Genomic DNA, 20,059 nt, shown 5'->3' with positions numbered 1-20,059 from the left:
CCAACGGAAAGGAGATTGCTACCCTATGAAAACAGACACTCAACATACAACTCGTTCTACTAAATCTCGTAAATCTACAGGAGCATCCCAACGCCGTAAACGCAAATTAAAAGGCAAGTTTACCTCAACTCAGTCACGCTCCCGTTCATCATCAAAGCTGACCGCTCGGCGAAAACAAGAGCGAAAAGCTAAGAAAGCTCGACATACAAAAAGATCAAAGCAACGCACACGTGTAAGACGATATGTGAGCAGTGCATTCAATGAGCTGCGCGCAGTCAAAGCGCTAGATAGAGAAAAGAAAAGCAAGCTCCATGCGCTGCACGCGGACGCTCCTCCACTCCCTTCACCTTCAATTGGGGAAGGAGCACCACTACCTTTACCGAACGACTCCTTCTTGCACGAGCCTGTTTCGTTACCTGAACAAGAACTCCCGCAACCAGCTAAGCAAGTATTAGGCGTAAATCTATTTGGATTCTGCTATGCCGAGATGGGTATCGGTCAAGCATTGAGACTAGGTGCAATGGCATGCTCAGAAGCAGGAGTTCCAACTACCCTCCATAACTATCCACTGCTAAAAACGACGAGGCAACAAGATTATTCGCTGTTAGGGAAACTAGCCGAAGCACCTAAGTATGGAGTCAATCTTGTTTATTTCAATCCCGATATTCTTGAGCAAGTTATCTCTTATTTCTCCCAAGATACCTTTACCTCAAAATATACGATAGGCTATTGGCACTGGGAGCTGCCTGTTGCACCACCTGAATTCGATGCTGCTTTCAAATACGTCAATGAAATATGGGTTCCATCTGAGTTCGTACGTGCAGCCATAGCTGAGCGCTCTCCTGTGCCTGTTTATACGATGCCGCACGGCATTGTAACCGAGCCATTATCTCCATATAACAGAAGCAGCTTCGGCATCCCAGAAGATCACACGGTCTTCTTGACCATGTTCGATACGTACAGCATTACAGAACGCAAAAATCCAGCTGCTGTCATCCATGCCTTTAACAGTGCATTCCAATATGACGAGAAAGTACATCTTGTTATTAAAGGACTTTGCCCAGAGAACGGAAATGAGAGCTATCAACAGTTGGAACAGCTTATAAAAGGCCACCCTCAAATAACATTGCTCACAGAACCTTTATCTAGACAAGAAACATTGTCTCTTATCGCATGCAGCGACGCCTATGTATCCCTACATCGAGCAGAGGGATTTGGTCTATGCTGCGCAGAGGCAATGATGCTGGGCAAGCCGGTCATCGCCACGAACTGGTCTGGCAATACAGAATACATGACAGCAGACAACAGTTACCTTGTTCCCTTTTCATTGACTGCCATTACAAACAACTACGGGCCGTATACGGCTGGTCAAATGTGGGCAGAACCTTCCGTCGTTGAAGCTGCGCGTTATATGCGTACGATTCATGATCTCCCACAAACAGCTCGAGTGATCGGTACCAAGGCCCAAACAGATATGCAGCAACATCACAGCCTGTCTGCAGCTGGTAACAGAATGCGACAGCGTTTAGAACAAATCATCCAGTCCTAGCCATGTCGAAAATATAACAAGAGAAGAGGCTATCCTCACAGCTCAATGCGAAGGGATAGCCTCTTCTCTTGCCTTTACGTATTTGGATGAGTAATAAAGATTAAATATTATACGATTCCCCACAAATCACACAGCTGGCGACCATCTGCGAACATACGCTGCAAATCCGCATATTGATGAATAGGAACAATAGAGCCATCGAAGTTTATGACACTCAATTTTGGACACAATTGTTTAAGCGCATTGTACAGCTGCTCCGGATCTTCTCCAAAAATGTTTCGCTGCGCATCGGGATTAAATTCAATCAATACATGAGGTCGAAGCTGGCGAAGCAAGTTTTCTGCTCCTCTTAGCACTCTCGTCTCAGCGCCTTCGACATCTATTTTAATACAATCAAGACGATGCAAATTAGCTTGCTTCATCCAATCGTCGAGCCTTACGCAAGGTACGACTTCTTGAATACCATGACGAGAATGAGGGGTTGTAATATGTGACCATCCTCCCCCGAAGTCAACGTAGGAGAAAGTAAGCTCTATGTTTTCATCATAAGCTCCGGCCTGTATCGGCACGATATTGTGTAATTGATTATGGTGCACGTTAAAGGATAAATACCGATAATTGTGCGCAGAAGGCTCAAAGGCATACACTTTCCCCTGCTTCGCCTGATGTGCCATCGCAATCGAGATGGCTCCCAAATTTGCTCCTACATCCATACAAATCGCATCCGCTGCAATATACTTCTGTATCCATCTCATAAGATGGGGTTCGTAATAACCGTTAGCCTGTTCAACCCCCTGTAAAATGGCGTCTTCCTGATTTGAAGTTAGTACGTAGGTTTTCTGTTCATCAGGTATACGAAGCAATGTTGTCCTTACATGCTGCATAGCACAGCTCCTTTCGATCTGTTCAATACAAAGTCTCTTCTTTGTCTGCTCACTTATAGATTCATGATTTTTCTGGCATTTCTATTGTATGCACAGCGGCTCCATTAAGGCCCCGGCAGGATCATTCTCCGCTGTTGTCCCGCCTGTCCACACCAACTAAGATCAGCATGCATACATAATGAATAAGAGAGATGATAGTAACTAGAAAGGAGTCTGCTTATGCATATAGAACGATTTACTGGATCCTATAACGCAGTAATTAGCCTTGGTTCCAATTGTCTTCCTGCCATTCAGCTAGAAAGAAATGGCTTGCGGCGCTTTACAGGACCCATTGATTGGATGGACTCCAAGCATACATCTGCCATCACCGAACTTATCCGCAGTCGCTTCAATCACTTTTTGTATAAACCTCATTTGCAATCCATTGGTATATTAAATGACTTTGTTCTCATACAAGATAATCACTATCAAGTAATCGTCGTACATGATTTCCCTGTCACCAACAACAATGAGCAAATTTGGAATAGTTATCCCGAAGTTATTGACAAAGTAACTCGCCGAATCCAGCGATTATATCAATATATGGAACGCAGTGACCGATTACTTTTCATACGTACCGATACGACAATGAATGATGCTCTTCTACTAGAGCAAGAGCTTCGCAACCAAGTTAAAAATGAATTCCACCTGCTCATTGTCAATCATGAATATGTGGGCACCCTCTCAGCCTTACAATGGCCGCTAGTATACGGAACAGCCTTTGCAATCCCAAAAGATAACGATATATGGAATGATAACGATGCCCACTGGAGGACGCTGCTGCAAGGAGTGAAGATAGCCCCCACCAGAAAATTCACAAGCTAACTACTTCGTCAGCGCTAGGATTGCTCAATGTATCCCCGAATTTCGATAGGCCCATGTACGACAGCACTATTCGTGCGTGAAATAAATGAAAAAAAATAAGTAGCATCCCCAGATTGTTCTGCCCGAGTCTCATAGTCTACAAACAAGGTCCCTTTCTCATGGCAAGTCTCTGTTGCCTGGTAGACAAGTGGACCTTGCGCATGATGAAGCCTAATAAGCAGTTCAAGCTCGCCTAAATCCGCTTCTTTTACTTTTGCCCAGTCTATCTCCATCTGGATGCCCGTCCATTCTCCCAACTCCGCTCCATGAAGACACATCCAGCCAAAGGTATGTTCCTTCACGTCAGGTAAAATAGGTTGAAAAGAGCCGTAAGGCAGATGGCGTGTATCGAGAAATTTGAGCACATCCCATCCCTCACTCACTATGTTCGAGTTATGAAATAGCGTATGCATCACGACATGGATAAGCATGGGATACTTGCTGATTTTAAGCTATTCTTAAAGGCGATTGTTGTCTGTTCACAATAAAAAGGCCAGCTAGACATTTCTAGCTGGCCTTACCTACTAATATGATAAAAAAGATTAACTTTAATCTGAAAGCCAACCACGCGTGTGGACTCTTTTCTTCATGGTGTATGTAATCTATGAATGCGTAAGTTGGTGACTCGCCACAGGAGCCGTCGTCTCTCTGATAAGCAGCTCTGGCTCAAAGCGAACGGTAATATTGCGTTTGTTTGTACCGTTAATTTGGCGCATCAGCACATCTACTGCATGGCGAGCCAATTGTTCTGCTGGCTGCTTCATCGTCGTCAAATGCGGACGCAGCTCAGCAAACATTAATTGATCGTCATAACCGATTACTGACATATCGCGGGGAACCTGATAGCCTTTTTCAGTTAAAGCGTTGATAACTCCAATCGCTGTGAAATCATCTGCTGCAAACACCGCTGTAGGAAGACTTCCTTCTTGCAGCCACTTCTGAACTGCATCGTAGCCAGAAGTAATAGTGAACTGGCCAAATTCAACGGCAAATGGCTTGAGCCCCGCTTCACTTAACGCGTAACGGAAACCTCTTTCCCGCTCGATTGCACTTAAGAAATAATCTGAGCCTTTAATATGAGCAATGGAAGTGTGTCCTAGGTCAATAAGGTGTTTCGTTGCCTCATATCCACCTTGAAAGTTATCTACGAGAACAGAGGAGAAGGAGGGCTGGATATTTTGACAATCAATAAGTACGAATGGAATCTTACGCCTGCGTAATTCATTCACGTAGTCTTCTTCATGGACAGCTGCCAACACGAGCAAACCATCTACGCGATCTTCTTGAATAAGCTCCTTACCAGCACCAACTTCTGTTGGGTAATTCGCTACCGATATGGCTAAGTAATAGCTGTATTGTTTCAAGTGGCTTGAAATATGCTGTACTACTGTATCTAAAAATGAATCTTGAAGGGTCGTAACGATGACGCCAATTACACCCGTTTTACCTTTTGCCAAGCTGCGTGCCGCTGCGTTAGGATGATAGTTCAGTTCTTTCATCGCTTGAAGAACCTTTTGCCTATTTTTCTCGCGCACCGTCTTAGCATTGTTTAACACACGAGAAACGGTTACAACGGACAAGCCAGCTTTTTTAGCTACGTCAAAAATACTGACTTTCATGCTTCTACTCTCCTCGTCTGTAATCTATGGATTTGAAGTTTGTCCCTCTAATCATATACAATGTCAACCAAAATTCCAACAAAATGAAGCAAATATCCGCTGAAAAAAGGAGGTTTTATACATTTTTATCGAATAATAAGTAAAAATACCTATCCACCTGTACGGTTGGACTATATTTTTGTCAACTAATATGACATTTTTTGCGTATGTTTGACAATGAAAAAAGCACCATTTCAACTCTGCCTATGCAAAGATAGAAATAGTGCCTCTATATAATAGCTCAATCATAGATGATTTAAGTCATTTCTTTTGATCAAAAACTGCCTTCAGGAGTCATCATTCGATCATAAAATTCCTCATATTTATCACGATCTGACGAAGCTAGCAACGCCATTGCGGAACGAGGATGCTCGTCCAATGTACCTGTAACTAAGTAAGGAATTAAATATCCCCACTCCCATTTCTCACGCATCGCAATCATATGTTTTTGAATGAATCCTAATGAAGGTCGAAGATGGTATTTTGTATTTTTCAAATGTGTCAACAACAGTTCTGTTGGACAATTGCCCGCTCCACGACCCATGCCGTAGACGGAAGCATCAAGAAGTTCAACACCAAGTTCAGCTGCAACAAGCGTATTGGAGAATGCCAATTGCATATTGTTATGTGTATGTACACCTAGACGCTTATTTGGCAAATGTTCTTGGAACTTGTTCACGAGGAACGTAAAATCGTTATGATCGAGACTTCCATACGAGTCGACAATATACACCACATCGACAGGGCTTTCTTTAATCATTTGGAACGCCTCTACCAAGTCATTATCCATTACATTGGACAAGGCCATAATATTGATTGTCGTTTCGTAACCAAGGTCGTGGAACTTTTGCACAAGATCTAACCCTTTGTCGACATCCTTGATATAACAAGCGACACGAATAAGGTCCAGCAAGCTTTCGGAACGAGGCAAAATATCATTCTCATCTACACGGCCAATATCAACAAGTGCAGAAAGCTTCGTATTGCCTTTGTTCGGAATCACTTTGTTCAAGAAATCCTCATTCAAGAAACGCCAAGGACCAGCTGCTTCAGAACCTTTCATCAACTTAGGAGAATTTTTGTATCCTATCTCCATGTAGTCGACGCCAGCTGCATTAAGTGAAGCGTACAGATCTTGCACAAATTCGACACTGAAGTCCCAATTATTGACGAGACCTCCATCACGAACAGTACAGTCAACAATCTTGCAATGATTTGTTTTCATCTCGCTGTCCCCTTTGTTTTTTAATTTTCTTCATTTTACTGGATAGCAACCTAGAAAGCAAAGCAAAAGATCAAATTGTAACAAAGTCTTCTTCTTTAAGAAACCACCATTTAGTAAGCAGACTCGACAATTTCTTCAGCATAAGGAATCAATGCACTAGAATCCGCCAAATTACTCGTAAATACTAGGACTAGCTTCTTTTCCGGGACAACAAATATATACTGTCCTGCCTGCCCCATTGCAAAATAAGCCTGTACACCCGCCATCGAGCGTACCCACCAATGGTAACCGTAGCTGCCGAACCATAGAGCCCCTTTCGAATGCTTCGATGTTGAGTGAGTAACCCATGTCTTCGGAACAATCTGATGCCCTTCCCATTCTCCACCATTCAAATATAATTGACCGAACTTGGCCATATCGCGAGGAACCATTTCCATCCCTAGTCCGCCAGCGCTCATTTGATTAGGACCTGTCAACCAGAACACATCACGAATGCCCAAGGGCTTAAACAGTTTACGGGTAGCGTACGTCTGAAGACTTTCTCCATATTGCTTATGAATGATAGCAGACAAAAGCTGGGAAGCACCTGTATTATAGCTAAACTTCATACCTGGATTTTCAGTCATAGGCCTATTAAGGACAAACGAAACCCAATCACTGCTATAGATCATCGGTTCCACACCGTAATCCCATTCACTCCACTCCGGCCAATCTAAGCCTGTACTCATCGTAAGCAAATGCCTAATCGTCATCTTATCATTGCGCGGCTCAGAATCTTGTTTCCATCGGGGGAAATAATCTGCCACAAGATCGTCAGCACCCTCGATAAGCTTCTCTTCCAAGGCGATCCCTACTAACGCGGACGTAATGCTCTTCGTAACAGAATTTATCGGGAATCTTGTATTCGCATCGTAACCTTCCTTATAATATTCATCCACGATAAATCCATCTTTTACGACTACCATCGCATAAACAGGCATGCTCTCCAAACGCAGCTTTATCGTATCCAATGCCTCCCTATTAAACCCAGCCTTATCGAGAGACATGAACTTCCACGAGCTCCTATCCGTTTGATGCTGTGTATCACCATTATGAAAAGCATTCGTGTTGGTTGGCCGTAGCCTAGCAGCACCACTGTCCCCCATCGTACAGCTTGCTAGCAATGTGATTACAAATAAAGATAAAAGGCCGGTAACCATTCGACGCATCGTGAATCACACTCCACTTTTACATTCCCTGCTTGCTTTACTCATACAAGGCAGCAAGTCGCTTTGCTCTCACTTCTGTTATCGTCTCAAGAAAACGACGCTCTACTTCTCCCATATAAGCATCAGAGCGACGTATATAAACAACAGACACTTGGCGAAATAATTCAGGAATAGAGAACAAAGTAACCAAACCTTCACGTTCCAATTTATGCACAGCCGCACGAGGCACCAATGTGATCCCCAAACCTGCAACGACTGTGCCAATAATCGTCTCGAGTGTACCGAATTCCATTACCTTTATCGGTGTTACCCCTTCACTCTGCATCCATTTCTCCAGTTTGGAACGGTAACCGCAGCCACGGCGGAACACGAGCAAGGGCAGATGCAGCAATTGCTCTATTTTCGTGTTTGCATTCAGTTCCTCTCTGCTCTGACTGCATACGAGTACAAGCTCTTCCTCAAAAACTACGTGCTGTTCAATATTTGGAACATCTACAGGACCGGATACAAATGCTCCATCCAGCTTCAGCTGTTGAACTTCTTCCGTCAGGGATTCTGTAACACCTGTAACTAAAGAAATATCTACGTTCGCATATCTGCGATAGAAAAGATTCAATATGTCAGGCAAGCCAACAACAGTCTCCACAGAACCAATCTTTAGCATGCCAGCTGGATCATCTGGGTTTTGAAAGGCTTTATGCATTTCATTCATCAGCATCGTCATTCTTTCCGCATAAACGAGCAACTTTCGACCTTCTGGATTCAAAGTCATGCCACGGCGATGTCGTTGAAACAACGGTCTGCCCATTTCTTTTTCCAATGAGCGTATACGTGCGGTTACATTCGATTGTACATATCCAAGCTGCTCTGCAGCCTTACTCACACTACCTTGTTTTGCCACTTCCATAAAGATTTGCATATCGCTTATTTCCATAATGCACCTCTCCGATGACACTTGATATCATTAATAATGATACTTTAAATCACTTATAATTATTTTACAAGATAGCTGTAGCCACTTATGATGTTATTGAAAATAGTAGCAATCATATAAATAAAAAGTGTATATGCTAGGAGTGAATGTAAAAAATGTCGGCGTCACGTCTATGGAAAGGTGCTCTATACTGCTTTATTGCAGCTGTAGCTTGGGGAGCTATGTTCCCTATTGCAGAAAGCGCCCTGCATCATTTAGATCCATTTTGGTTCTCAACCATTCGTTATGTATCCGTATCCGCACTACTCATCTTTTTGCTCCTTTGGAAAGAGGGACGACAAGCATTCCGCGCGGAAGGTCGATTCTTCTTGCTGTGGATGTCTGGTACGTTTGCCTTTACCGTTTATAATTTCGGTATCTTTTGGGGACAGAAGGAACTAGGAAAGTCAGGAGTATTATTAGCCTCCATTATGGAGTCATTTATGCCAATGCTTGCGGTTCTAATCGTATGGGCAGTAACTCGCAAGCGGCCGCGCATGATTACACTAGGGTGTGTAATTGCAGCATTTATCGGTGTTCTCTTCGTCGTAACAAAAGGGGACTTGGGGATGTTTAGCAGTGGTGAATTCAAGCCAATTCCACTATTAGCTATCTTTATAGCTGTTGTCGGCTGGGTGATTTACACCATATCATGTGGACAATTTAAAGGTTGGTCTGCACTCCGAATTTCGACATTAACTTGCGTATATGGGTCAGCAACTTCCCTCATCGTCGTACTTATCTTATCAGCATTTGATCAGATTCAAGCACCTGCAGTCAGTGAACTAACCGTGGTCTGGCCCGAAATGTCTTTCATGATTTTCATAGCAGGATTGTTGGCATTGCTGTGCTGGCTTAAAGGCATTGAACTTTTGACGCCTGTAAACGGTATGCTGTTCATCAACTTTGTCCCTGCAACAACGTTCATCATTTCCATCATTCAGGGCTATCAAGTATCTGCAGCAGAAATACTAGGAACCGTCATCATTACTTGTGCACTCATCGTAGATAATGTAGCAAGTCGCAGAGCGCAATCTAACTTACAAGCGACGATACATGAGAAAAAGAGCAAGACTCCATCCCGATCAAGTGTAGCTCAACATACCTGATTATAGAATTGGATGAAGGAGAGGTCATAATAATGGCCTCTCCTTCTTGTTTCCAACTCACCTTTCGCTATTACACGTAAGGATAAATCGTCTCCGCAAGTGTACGCACCATTACGCCTGTTGCGCCTTTTGGATTAACGCCACGTGATTTTTTCAAATAAGCAGTTCCGGCAATATCTAGATGAACCCAAGGCAGGCCGTCAGCAAAAGTTCCAATAAACAATCCGCCCGTTATCGTTCCACCACCGCGTCCACAACTGTTACGAACATCCGCTACATCACTCTTTAACAAATCCCAGTATTCCTTATGTGATGGAAGCGCCCATACATGCTCGCCCGCTCGCATCGATGCTGCAAGCACCTCATTTAATAAAGGCTCATCATTCGTAACCGCAGCTGTCGTAACATCGCCAAATGCTACGATTGCCGCCCCTGTCAATGTTGCAACATCGATAAGCTTCGATGCTCCAAGTTCCTTCGCATAGGTCATCGCATCAGACAAGACCACTCGTCCTTCAGCATCCGTATTAATGACCTCAATAGTGCGTCCGCTGTAGGTCTTTACGATATCCCCCGGTTTCAAAGCATTGCCACCAGGCATGTTCTCTGCAGATGCAATGACACAAATAACGTTCTTCTTAGGACGCAAACGTCCGATCGTCGCCATCGTACCTAGAACAGTTGCTGAGCCGCCCATATCACATATCATTTCTTCCATGCCATCTGCACGTTTTAACGAAATACCGCCGGTATCAAAAGTAATGCCTTTGCCCACAAGCCCAAGCACATCTGTCCATTCCTCTTTACCCTGGTACTTAAGCACGATAAGTCGTGGTGGGTTTACACTCGCTTTGCCTACACCGATAATACCGCCCATGCCTTTAGCCTCAAGCTGGATTTCATCTAGCACTTCTATTTCCAACTTATACGTATCTGCTATACGAGCTGCTATGTCAGCTAATGTGGATGGGTAGAGCTCATTACCTGGCAAATTGGTTAAGTCTCTCGCAATCGTCGTACCAATCGCATAAGCATGTCCACGTTCTGCACCAGCTTTCCATTGTTCATGGTCCAGAACAGCTCCAAACAGTTCTATAGATTGCAAATGATGTAGAGCCTCGGCTTCCTTCTTGTACGTTTCACGTTGATAAGCTCCTAACAAGGAACCCTCTACCACAGCTTGAGCTACTGCAGCTGTCCGCTTCTCAGGCGTAATTACAGCAAACTCATGGGATACAAATATAGCTGGATGAGCCGCCTTCAACCTAATCGCTTCTCTTGCTGCTTTCGCAAAAGCACAGCGCAGTTCTTCCGTTGTCCATCCATGTTCGGAACGAACAATTGCTATTAAGAAACGTACATTTCCCTCACCTGCTGGAAATACATGAACGCTTCCTGCTTGTGCCTTAATAACACCTGTCTCTATCGACTGCTTACAAATTGCAGATCCAGGAACATTCATCGTTCCATTTAACCATTCCGCTTTGGTCGCTATTGCAATGACGGCATCCGCTTCTACTGATTGTTGTAGTGAAGAGCTAACATGGATCGTTACGTGTTGAAGTGCTTCTGCATTCGTGAGCTTAACCATCATTATCACCCTTTATCTTCTTATGATGTCTTCTATTATATCATATCGAACTTACCATTCTCCAAGCGAAGAAGAAGGTCGGGTATGATCACCGATTGTAATAGGCAATCGAATAACGAATTGAGTCCATTCTTCTTGTTGACTATCCACTTCTATAACTCCACCATGATTCCGGATAATGCGATAGCTGACAGACAGCCCCAAGCCTGTCCCTTCATTTTTCGTTGTAAAGAAAGGATCGAACAGTCGCTCAAGGGTCCGTTCGTCCATCCCTTGTCCGTTGTCTCGTATCGTTACAGCAACATACTTGCCGTCTTTCGCGGCATGAATTTGAATGGTACCTTTGCGTAGATGTGCCACCTCAACAATGGCATCGATTGCATTGCGTATCATATTAAGAAACACTTGCTTGATTTGCTTTACGTCTATAGATACCGTAAGAGGCTGTTCTGACGCATGTTCCATCCATTCTATTTCACAGCCCTTCATTAAAGCCTCGCTTTCTGTCAAAAGCACCACTTCTCGCAGCAAAGACGAAATCGGAACCTCTGTCGTAAGAGGAGCCGTCGGCTTAGAAGAGTTAAGAAATTCGAAAATGATATCATTGGCTCGATCAATTTCAGCCAGTATGATGCGTGCGTATTCTTCTTTACCTAAGTTCATCAAATGAGGCCTTAGCAGTTGAATAAACCCGCGAATGGATGTTAACGGGTTCCGTATTTCATGAGCAATCGCCGCCGCAATCTTACCTAGTATCGCCAGCTTATCATTTTGTACAGCCGTCTGTTCGATCCGCTTATAATCAGACACGTCTTTAATACTGAATAAGAAATCTCCGTCCATCTGTTCACCGTGAGTGAACGTCACGAGAAAAGTCCTTCCTTGACGATCCGTTATTTCATGATAGCGCTTTCTCCTTTGGATAGTCTCGCGGAATACTCGGATCATCAATTTCCGTTTATCACGTTGAATTAACGGATGACGCATGAGTTCAATTAGCGTACAGCCGACTAATTGTTTGCGCGGAACTTGAAGTAACTTGGCGGTAGCAACATTAACAAATGAAAGAGTGCCGTCTTCATCGAACAATACGATAGCACAGTCCATCTGCTGCAGTACATTTTCGTACTTGTTCTGGTTGAAGTCCCCGGCAAATAGAGCACGACTAGGTTGCATCCAAGGTTCCCGAATAGGGTTGATAGCCAAAAACTCCCCCTCCTTGCTCCCTTGTTCCATCTGAATGACGGACAAGCATTCCACAAAATAGACATAAGATCGATGCAGCATCTTTGCAGCTTCATTCCATTCCACATGTGACATCATCATAGTCATCGTATCTTCATGAAGGGTTAATACGTCATACGGCTTCATTTGTTGGCTTGTCCTCGCAATTGTTCTGGCCGTCTCCAAGTCTTTCTCGCTGCCGTTCAACATAAACTGGCGTAAACTCTTTGTATACTGCGACTTCCAATCCACCATGTCCAACACACTATCTTCGGAAGGACTTATCATTGTGATCACCTCACTGCCCACTACTTATGACTGGACAAGATGTGCTCTGGTTACCAATAGTTACATGATAGTTATAATGACATACCTTTATCAACCCTAGAAATTGTCGAATAATCGTATAAAAAGATGAATCGGCTAAAAGTAACCTAAATGAAACGTTAGGCATCATTTTATCCAAAGAAAGGCGATCCATGTCGTTATGTGAACAGACCCAGAAGAGATAGTCCGTGCGACAGACAACATGAATCGCCTATGTTGATAAAAGAAACTTCTGCTTGTTGTTGTAACAACTGATTCACGAACGCTGCTTCATCAACTGGGCTTTACGCCTGCTCATGAGCGCCAATCGGCGCTTCAATTGCAATTCCCAGGGCTTGTCATCCCACTGCTTCGCCAGCGCCAATAAGTCTAGTGACACATCAATCTGGCTGCGGACGATATCTAGAGGATCTTCATCCTCATGATTTACACAGTTCTCAAATATACGGCTTTCATCCTGCACGACATATTCTCGAAAGTCAACTTCCTCAGCTCCATCAGTCTGTGCATAATCGGCAACGATTTCATACTCATTTTCAACTAAATAATGTACCTCGATGCGTTGACATACCGGACACAGCAATAGGGGAACATTATGAATCCTTGTTCGATAATGCTGCAGTGACCCCTGTGTTCCAATCATACTTGCACCACAACAGAAGCTCATGTTCTCCCTCCTCAGCATAACGTCAGAGTTAATGAGAAGCGTTGCACTTATAAGTAGTGTACCCAAGTTGTATCTGCGGAACATAGTTATAGAAGCATATTCGCTCCGTTGCCACGAAATTCCTTTTTATGATGAAAAATGGTGACTAAAGTCTTGCTCGTGACTCGTTTGTCCTACACGCATAAGCAAATCAGCACGCGCATATAGATGATAAAACCTATCAAACGAACGGAGGAATGAAAAGATGTCTTCTCATGTATTGTTCCTGTCATCCAAGCAAATCAGTTACTTAACTTATAACGAAATGAACCACGAATTAGTTGCTCGCTACGCAACAGGCGAATGTAGATCGTTTTCATCCATCTCATTGAATACGTTCGAGCAATTGCTGCATTCCGAGAATCGGTATGATGACTTCGTTCGCCTCACGCAAGCTAAGCATGGCGTGCCCACTTCATAAGAATACAGGACTGGAAATATCAGCAAGCTTCTCTTTCCTTCAAATGATCTACTAAGATAATACCTCATTTCATAGATTCACAATCAACAAGATTTTAAGATTTTATAGGATATCTTTACCAAAAACTTAGACATACATCCTTGATCACACGGATAAGATGATCAGGAAACGAGTTTGTGCGGTCATCAGCACAGGCGCAATAAAAGAGAACGGAAGGAGGCAGCTATGGTTCAACCATCCATTAACAATCGCCATTACACTGCGAATCAGAGCAATATTATTCACCTGATGGTTCAACAGCCGACGGTTCTGTTTGGCTATTGGGAAGTCAGTAAACGTCTAAAGTCTCTTATCGAGCGGCACTATCGGAGCTCTTGGCATGAACTGCGCAGAGTTGCTCGCCTTTATCAGTATTCCTATTCGGAACCAGATACCGCACCCTTAACCTACTACGATGCCGATGTTGGCAATAGTGAAAGCTGGTACTTCCGTCATGTGGCACCTCGGCATCGATATGCGCTTGATTATGGGTTTGTTAATCACAATCAACAATTCGTCTCTCTTCTACGCTCAGCTCTAGTCGGAACCCCGCGTAATGATCCGGATTGGATAGTAGAAGTCAGGGATGAATCGTCAACTATTCAAGAATGCTCGCAATCTGACTCCCAACACCAACACTATGCACAATCCAATTACTCACCATTTCAACAATTCTCAACATACACGCTTTATAGCGACAATTAATCATGTTAAAGGGGTTAGACAATACGATGAGCCAATTGCTTGAAGCAAACTCGACTATTTCGCCAAATAGGGTGCGTAAAGCGGGCGATGGCTGTGTAGCTTTAGTGCTGCATGCCCATCTTCCCTATGTACGGCATAATGAGCAGGCAGAGAGATTAGAGGAACGTTGGTTTTATGAGGCAATGACGGAGACGTACCTCCCTCTCTTGGATATGTTCGATCGTCTGGAACGTGATCGGGTTCCCTACCGGCTGACGATGACATTAACGCCAACCCTGCTAGCTATGATGGATGATCCACTTATGCAATTGCGCTATGACCGCTACTTGTCACGTTCTGTTGAGCTGGCTCAATCGGAAATAGCGCGAACAGCACAACAACCAGAGCTCCAAACTGTCGCTGATATGTATGCCAAGCATTGGTCCTACCTTCTTCAGCGGTTTCGTGACTGGGATCGAGCCATCATCCCTCAATTTAAGCGGCATTATGATGCAGGTCATCTAGAACTAATGACATGTGCATTAACCCATGCCTTTCTTCCGTTTCTAAAGCATCCTGCTCTTGCAGAAGCTCAAATCGAATACGGAATAAGAGAGCATGAGCGCCACTTCGGTGTTCGACCAGATGGCATCTGGCTTCCGGAATGTGCGTACGTTCCACATCTATCAAAACTATTGCAGCAAAGCGGCATTCGCTACTTTATCGTCGACCAGCATGCGCTGCAGCATGCTGAACCGATACCGGTTAATGATACATTTGTGCCCATCGCGACAGAGGACGGCGTGTATGCTTTCCCAAGAGATGCGATGTCTTCTCATCAAGTATGGAGCAGCCATGAAGGCTATCCGGGAGATCCGGATTATCGGGAATATTACCGTGATATCGGTTACGATCTTGGCTGGTATGACGAGGATGAGTGGAACTATATTAAGCCTCATTTGTTAGCTGATGGCGCGCGAATCAATACGGGCTTGAAATATTATCGAATTACCGGCAGCAATGGTGAGAAGCAGCCATATTGCCCTGAATGGGCCCGGGCACGCACAGTCGATCACGCCCGACATTTTATACATAGTCGGATAGAGCAACTAAGACAGGCCAAAAGCAATGTCAATGGCATCCCCATCGTTCTATGTCCGTATGATGCAGAGTTATTCGGTCATTGGTGGTATGAAGGACCACAATGGATCGAAGCTGTATTCAGAGAATGGAATGAGATGCAAGAGCAAGGCAATCAAACATTAAGTTTCGTCTCCCCGCTCGATTATGTGAACGCTGTACCAAATGTGCAGCAAGCTGCGATGTCGATGAGCAGTTGGGGACGCGGCGGATATGCCGAAGTTTGGCTCCAAGAAAAAAACGACTGGATCTATAAACAACTTCACAAAGCAGAAGAAGAACTCCTCACCGTGCTGCAAAGACATGCGAATGACTGGGGATACTCTACTATTCGAGAAAGACTCGCCAATCAATCGATTCGCGAACTTATGCTGGCAGCCGCAAGCGACTGGGCGTTCATTCTTGATGCGGATACTGTACCAAGTTATGCAATAGAGCGTACGAATCATCATCTTGAGCGCTGTCGAACACTGCTTCATATGCTGGAACACGGAATTTACAATGTGACAGAGTTGGAAAAATTCGAAGCCGACACCCCTTGTTTCCCTACTTTAGATTATCGTGTTCTGCTGCATGCAGTGCGTAATGAACCGGCGAGAGCAAGTAACAACCATTCCAGTACAGCTTCGTCATCATCTGACCATCAGCTTATGCTGTCGTCCTTATTTGCTTATATTCGTCAGCAACTACCCGTTGCTCCTTCTTATCTAGATGCAAATGATAGAAACAATAATACAGAAAACTCAGCTGGGAAGAAAAAACGCATCCTCATGCTGGCATGGGAGTTTCCTCCGCTCGTTATAGGAGGCTTGTCACGAGCTGTTTATGATTTGTCACGCTACCTCGTCAAAAGAGATTGCGAGATTCATATTGTAACAAGAGAAGTACCTGGAACACCGCTCTATGAAAAAATGGACGGAATTCATGTACATCGAGTTCCACTTGCCCCATCCATGACCGAGATTGGGTTTATGGATTGGATTTTCCAAATGAATGCTTCATTTACAATTTGCACAGATGCCCTAATTACTGAAGGAATTCATTTCGATTTTATTCATGCCCATGATTGGCTTGTCTATTTAGCAGCTCAGGATCTAAAGGAAGCCTACCAGCTCCCGCTAGTAGTAACGATTCACGCGACTGAGCATGGTCGGAATCACGGGGCTATTCATACTGACATGCAGCAACGCATTCACGAAATGGAGTACGAACTTACGCAAAAAGCAGAGCATGTTATCGTCTGTTCACAAGCGATGAAGCGTGAAGTAGAACGAATTTTTGATTTGCCGCCTATGAAAGTAAGTGTGATTCCAAATGGAGTTGAATGCGTCAGTATGAATTCTCCTGCTGCACACAACCGTTCATCCGATCACACCTCATTTCCGGTCCGCAACACAAATACAGATAGCATCCGAGCTTTTCGATCGACCATTGCCAAACCAGAAGACAAGATTATTTTTTTCATTGGCCGGCTCGTGTATGAAAAAGGAGTGCAAGTGCTATTGTCATCGTTGAAGCTTGTCCAAGAGCGCGTTCCTAACGCAAAGCTTGTTATCGCCGGAGCAGGCCCTATGGCATCCGAGCTTAAACGTCTTACTGCTGAACTTGGCCTGTCCCATTGTGTGCATTTTACCGGATTCGTCAACGATGAAGAACGCGATCTGCTCTTTGATATTACAGATGTCTCTGTATTCCCTAGCTTATACGAACCTTTCGGCATCGTTGCCTTGGAAGCGATGGGCCGTGGTGTACCTATCGTTGTCTCAGAAACAGGTGGGTTGGCGGAAATTATTGACCATAATCATGATGGCTATAAGGCGCTATGTGGACATACCGAATCTCTCGCCTGGCACATTACCGATTTACTGCTCCATCCTGACAAAGCAGAACAGTTCGCTAAGCAAGCATACCGCAAAGTGACAACTCTTTATGATTGGGATGCAATTTCCCTTTCCACAAGACACGTTTATGAAGGAGTGATGGCTCAATGAAAGCAGTCATTATGGCTGGAGGTAAAGGTACGCGCCTGCGCCCTCTAACGTTAAACACGCCGAAACCGATGGTACCGCTGCTTAATCGTCCTTGCATGGCGTACATTATCGACTTGTTGAAGCGTCACGACATTCATCAAATTGCTGTCACCCTTCAATACTTGCCAGATTCCGTTCGTGATCATTTTGGAGATGGCTCTGAATACGGCGTGCAGCTCGTCTACTTTGAAGAAGATTCACCTTTAGGAACGGCAGGCAGTGTCAAAAATGCAGAAGGCTTTCTAGATGAAACTTTTATTGTCGTAAGCGGCGATGCACTAACAGATTTCAACTTACGGAAGGCAATTGAATATCATAAATCGAAGCAAGCACTGGCAACGATGGTCCTTACGCAAGTAGACTCTCCTCTTGAGTATGGAGTTGTCATGACAGAGTCAGATGGCCGCGTCTCTCGCTTTCTGGAGAAGCCTAGTTGGAGCGAGGTTTTCAGCGATACCGTCAATACTGGCATTTATGTATTAGAGCCATCCATCTTTAATTGGATACCAGAAGGCTCCCCTTATGACTTCAGTCTTGATCTCTTTCCTGCCCTTCTGCAAAAGGAAGAAAGACTATTTGGTTATACAGCTTCAGGGTATTGGTCAGATATCGGCAACCTAACCCAATATCGGCAATCTCAGTTCGATATGCTGGATCGAAGAGTATCCGTAAACTTAGCGGCCACAGAAGTGATGCCTGGCATATACTTGGAGTCAGACGTCAAACTTCCGGCCCGCATTCATCTTAACGGACCTGCTTATATCGCATCAGGCTGTAAATTGCATTTCGGCAGTTCAATTGGGCCTTACACCGTGTTAGGTGAAGGCAACACCGTTCACTCGTCCACCAAGCTGGAGCGTACGATTATGTGGAACGGGAATTATATTGGCGAACATTGCGAAATGCAAGACAGTCTCCTGATGAACCGCATCATCGTCGGTTCAGGCGCACAGCTAGATGAAGGATGCGTCATTGGCTCAGGATGCACGATTGGAGCCAAGGCATCGATCAGGAGCAATGTACGATTATGGCCCAACAAAACCGTGCCAACAAATACGACCGTTCATGATTCTTTAATCTGGAGCAATGAAGCATCTAAGCCCCTATTTACGAGTCGTGGAATTGTGGGAGTCCCGAACGTGGATATCCACCCTGAACGAGCAGGAAAGCTAGGCGCAGCATACGGCTATACGCTGCCAAGTGAAGCTACCGTGATCGTCGCCAACTGCAGCCATGCTTACTCTTCCTTGTTGAAAGACAGCTTTGTATCAGGTCTTCGATCTATAGGCGTCCATGTTATAGATATCGGAATATGCGCAGATGAAGTAACTCGTCATGCTGTACGCAATCGTTCTGCCCATGGTGCTGTTCATATAAAAATCCAATTGGATCATCAACATGCACCTCAAGCGGTACTGTCATGGATGGATGGTCAAGGTTGGCCTATTGCCAAATCAGCAGAACGCAAGATCGAGAACGCCTATTTTCAAGAGGACTATGTACGCTGCCATGCAGAAGCAGTAGGCAGCTGGAGGCAGGATGCATATGCTGTTAATCAATACTTGGCAGCACTTGCAAAAGAACTTGATTGGTCAACTGCTCGCACTTCCTCTCTCGCCTATGTGCTTCAGCTTGCTCCTTCTGTTGACCTCGATCTTGTCCAACGCTTTTCAGCGGCAGTTGGAGGCCGAAGACTCATTATCCAAGACAGCGCCTTCGATGCAGAATCTCTGGCAGCGCTCATTCAACAGACACATTCGGATGTAGGCATTTATGTAGGCGATGATCTCCAGCTTCAAATGGTCACACGGTCAGGCTCTATCCTCTCAGATGATGGGTTGATGCATTTGATTGCTTACGCACTCGAACGTACTGGCGTGCCCGCTGTTCTCGGTGTTCCTGCCTCGTTCAGCATAGGCATTGAGGGAGAAAGAATTGGACGTACGCTGCGATTTGTTCGTACAAAGGAATCCTTACGTTCGGTTATGGAAGCAACGGCAGGAGTCCCATTCTGCCCTCTTAGCCATCGTCTTTATGCCATCGGCTTACTATTGCAATTATTCGCAGACGAAAGCAACACTGTAGAAGATCTGCTGCACAAACTTCCCGAATCGTACACAGCAAAAGAAATTGTTCCATGCGGCTGGCATGAAAAAGGCATCTTAATGCGTAAAGTGATGGAATGGGTCCGATCAGATGGACAGCAAGTAGAACTGCTGGATGGCATTCGTATTTCAGGCGATGATGGAACGGTACTTATTATGCCTGACGCGGATGAACCACTGTTTCAAATATTTGCACATGCTAACAGTTCCATAGGCGCAGAACGTTTAGCTCATGATTACGCTTCCCGCTTGTTCCAATCACATCAAACGTTAAGGAAGTGAT

16 protein-coding genes are annotated in these 20,059 nt (G+C 44.6%); 7 read left to right on the top strand and 9 right to left on the bottom strand.

The genetic code is table 11. The features are described 5' to 3' along the window. Positions 1-25: 25 nt before the first annotated feature. Positions 26-1,549, top strand: coding sequence for a glycosyltransferase family 4 protein (locus FPZ44_RS02970; RefSeq protein ID WP_186785891.1), 1,524 nt, complete (start codon positions 26-28; stop codon positions 1,547-1,549). A gap of 107 nt (positions 1,550-1,656) precedes the next feature. Here the strand turns inward: FPZ44_RS02970 and FPZ44_RS02965 are convergent, their stop codons facing one another. Beyond that, positions 1,657-2,433: an FkbM family methyltransferase gene (locus FPZ44_RS02965; protein WP_144987249.1), complete on the bottom strand. Its 777-nt coding sequence runs from the start codon at positions 2,431-2,433 to the stop codon at positions 1,657-1,659. Positions 2,434-2,652: 219 nt separating this feature from the next. On the opposite strand from FPZ44_RS02965, the gene FPZ44_RS02960 reads away from it, so the two are divergent. Further along, the gene (locus FPZ44_RS02960; RefSeq protein WP_144987247.1) at positions 2,653-3,297 is read left to right on the top strand and encodes a DUF1796 family putative cysteine peptidase; all 645 of its coding nucleotides are present in this window, start codon (positions 2,653-2,655) and stop codon (positions 3,295-3,297) included. A 14-nt stretch (positions 3,298-3,311) separates the two neighbouring features. Here the strand turns inward: FPZ44_RS02960 and FPZ44_RS02955 are convergent, their stop codons facing one another. The 5 genes from FPZ44_RS02955 to FPZ44_RS02935 form a co-directional block, all read right to left on the bottom strand. Next, positions 3,312-3,701 (bottom strand): hypothetical protein, encoded by a 390-nt coding sequence (locus FPZ44_RS02955; RefSeq protein WP_144987245.1) that lies wholly within the window; start codon positions 3,699-3,701, stop codon positions 3,312-3,314. 237 nt (positions 3,702-3,938) lie between these two features. Next, positions 3,939-4,955 carry a LacI family DNA-binding transcriptional regulator gene (locus FPZ44_RS02950; RefSeq protein WP_144987242.1) on the bottom strand — a complete coding sequence of 339 codons (1,017 nt, stop codon included), beginning with the start codon at positions 4,953-4,955 and terminating at the stop codon, positions 3,939-3,941. Between the two features lie 313 nt (positions 4,956-5,268). Continuing rightward, positions 5,269-6,219: an aldolase catalytic domain-containing protein gene (locus tag FPZ44_RS02945; RefSeq protein ID WP_144987240.1), complete on the bottom strand. Its 951-nt coding sequence runs from the start codon at positions 6,217-6,219 to the stop codon at positions 5,269-5,271. Positions 6,220-6,329: 110 nt separating this feature from the next. Further along, a complete protein-coding gene (locus FPZ44_RS02940) occupies positions 6,330-7,427 on the bottom strand; it encodes a serine hydrolase domain-containing protein (protein ID WP_144987238.1) in 1,098 nt (365 codons plus the stop codon). A gap of 37 nt (positions 7,428-7,464) precedes the next feature. Continuing rightward, positions 7,465-8,361 carry a LysR family transcriptional regulator gene (locus FPZ44_RS02935; RefSeq protein WP_144987236.1) on the bottom strand — a complete coding sequence of 299 codons (897 nt, stop codon included), beginning with the start codon at positions 8,359-8,361 and terminating at the stop codon, positions 7,465-7,467. Between the two features lie 155 nt (positions 8,362-8,516). Between FPZ44_RS02935 and FPZ44_RS02930 the strand changes: the two genes are divergently transcribed. Continuing rightward, entirely contained in the window at positions 8,517-9,509 is a 993-nt protein-coding gene (locus tag FPZ44_RS02930; RefSeq protein WP_144987234.1) for a DMT family transporter, read from the top strand. Positions 9,510-9,579: 70 nt separating this feature from the next. Here FPZ44_RS02930 and FPZ44_RS02925 read toward each other — a convergent pair whose 3' ends face one another. The 3 genes from FPZ44_RS02925 to FPZ44_RS02915 form a co-directional block, all read right to left on the bottom strand. Further along, the gene (locus FPZ44_RS02925) at positions 9,580-11,103 is read right to left on the bottom strand and encodes a leucyl aminopeptidase (RefSeq protein WP_261378183.1); all 1,524 of its coding nucleotides are present in this window, start codon (positions 11,101-11,103) and stop codon (positions 9,580-9,582) included. Between the two features lie 48 nt (positions 11,104-11,151). Next, positions 11,152-12,612: an ATP-binding protein gene (locus FPZ44_RS02920; RefSeq protein WP_261378182.1), complete on the bottom strand. Its 1,461-nt coding sequence runs from the start codon at positions 12,610-12,612 to the stop codon at positions 11,152-11,154. Between the two features lie 295 nt (positions 12,613-12,907). Then, positions 12,908-13,318 carry a hypothetical protein gene (locus FPZ44_RS02915; RefSeq protein ID WP_144987232.1) on the bottom strand — a complete coding sequence of 137 codons (411 nt, stop codon included), beginning with the start codon at positions 13,316-13,318 and terminating at the stop codon, positions 12,908-12,910. 244 nt (positions 13,319-13,562) lie between these two features. Between FPZ44_RS02915 and FPZ44_RS02910 the strand changes: the two genes are divergently transcribed. From FPZ44_RS02910 to FPZ44_RS02895, 4 genes are all read left to right on the top strand, one after another. Beyond that, complete coding sequence (locus FPZ44_RS02910) at positions 13,563-13,778, top strand: hypothetical protein (RefSeq protein WP_144987230.1); 216 nt, start codon at positions 13,563-13,565, stop codon at positions 13,776-13,778. Positions 13,779-14,003: 225 nt separating this feature from the next. Further along, on the top strand, positions 14,004-14,522 hold the full coding sequence (locus FPZ44_RS02905) for a DUF4912 domain-containing protein (protein ID WP_144987228.1): 519 nt from the start codon (positions 14,004-14,006) through the stop codon (positions 14,520-14,522). 26 nt (positions 14,523-14,548) lie between these two features. Next, positions 14,549-17,632, top strand: a complete 3,084-nt coding sequence (locus tag FPZ44_RS02900; RefSeq protein WP_144987225.1) for a 1,4-alpha-glucan branching protein domain-containing protein — start codon at positions 14,549-14,551, stop codon at positions 17,630-17,632. Then, complete coding sequence (locus FPZ44_RS02895) at positions 17,629-20,058, top strand: sugar phosphate nucleotidyltransferase (RefSeq protein ID WP_144987223.1); 2,430 nt, start codon at positions 17,629-17,631, stop codon at positions 20,056-20,058. The genes FPZ44_RS02900 and FPZ44_RS02895 overlap by 4 nt, the downstream gene beginning before the upstream one ends. Position 20,059: the final 1 nt, after the last annotated feature.

The organism is Paenibacillus agilis, assembly GCF_007786455.1.
GTDB lineage: Bacteria > Bacillota > Bacilli > Paenibacillales > Paenibacillaceae > Paenibacillus_B > Paenibacillus_B agilis.
The sequence above is the reverse complement of the archived record's forward strand: the minus strand, read 5'-3'. Positions and strand labels throughout refer to the sequence as shown.

Coding starts and splice junctions, on each gene's coding strand:
- FPZ44_RS02970 (WP_186785891.1), top strand. CDS start 26: ATGAAAACAGACACTCAACATACAACTCGTTCTACTAAATCTCGTAAA.
- FPZ44_RS02965 (WP_144987249.1), bottom strand. CDS start 2,433: ATGCAGCATGTAAGGACAACATTGCTTCGTATACCTGATGAACAGAAA.
- FPZ44_RS02960 (WP_144987247.1), top strand. CDS start 2,653: ATGCATATAGAACGATTTACTGGATCCTATAACGCAGTAATTAGCCTT.
- FPZ44_RS02950 (WP_144987242.1), bottom strand. CDS start 4,955: ATGAAAGTCAGTATTTTTGACGTAGCTAAAAAAGCTGGCTTGTCCGTT.
- FPZ44_RS02945 (WP_144987240.1), bottom strand. CDS start 6,219: ATGAAAACAAATCATTGCAAGATTGTTGACTGTACTGTTCGTGATGGA.
- FPZ44_RS02940 (WP_144987238.1), bottom strand. CDS start 7,427: ATGCGTCGAATGGTTACCGGCCTTTTATCTTTATTTGTAATCACATTG.
- FPZ44_RS02935 (WP_144987236.1), bottom strand. CDS start 8,361: ATGGAAATAAGCGATATGCAAATCTTTATGGAAGTGGCAAAACAAGGT.
- FPZ44_RS02930 (WP_144987234.1), top strand. CDS start 8,517: ATGTCGGCGTCACGTCTATGGAAAGGTGCTCTATACTGCTTTATTGCA.
- FPZ44_RS02925 (WP_261378183.1), bottom strand. CDS start 11,103: ATGATGGTTAAGCTCACGAATGCAGAAGCACTTCAACACGTAACGATC.
- FPZ44_RS02920 (WP_261378182.1), bottom strand. CDS start 12,612: ATGATAAGTCCTTCCGAAGATAGTGTGTTGGACATGGTGGATTGGAAG.
- FPZ44_RS02915 (WP_144987232.1), bottom strand. CDS start 13,318: ATGAGCTTCTGTTGTGGTGCAAGTATGATTGGAACACAGGGGTCACTG.
- FPZ44_RS02910 (WP_144987230.1), top strand. CDS start 13,563: ATGTCTTCTCATGTATTGTTCCTGTCATCCAAGCAAATCAGTTACTTA.
- FPZ44_RS02905 (WP_144987228.1), top strand. CDS start 14,004: ATGGTTCAACCATCCATTAACAATCGCCATTACACTGCGAATCAGAGC.
- FPZ44_RS02900 (WP_144987225.1), top strand. CDS start 14,549: ATGAGCCAATTGCTTGAAGCAAACTCGACTATTTCGCCAAATAGGGTG.
- FPZ44_RS02895 (WP_144987223.1), top strand. CDS start 17,629: ATGAAAGCAGTCATTATGGCTGGAGGTAAAGGTACGCGCCTGCGCCCT.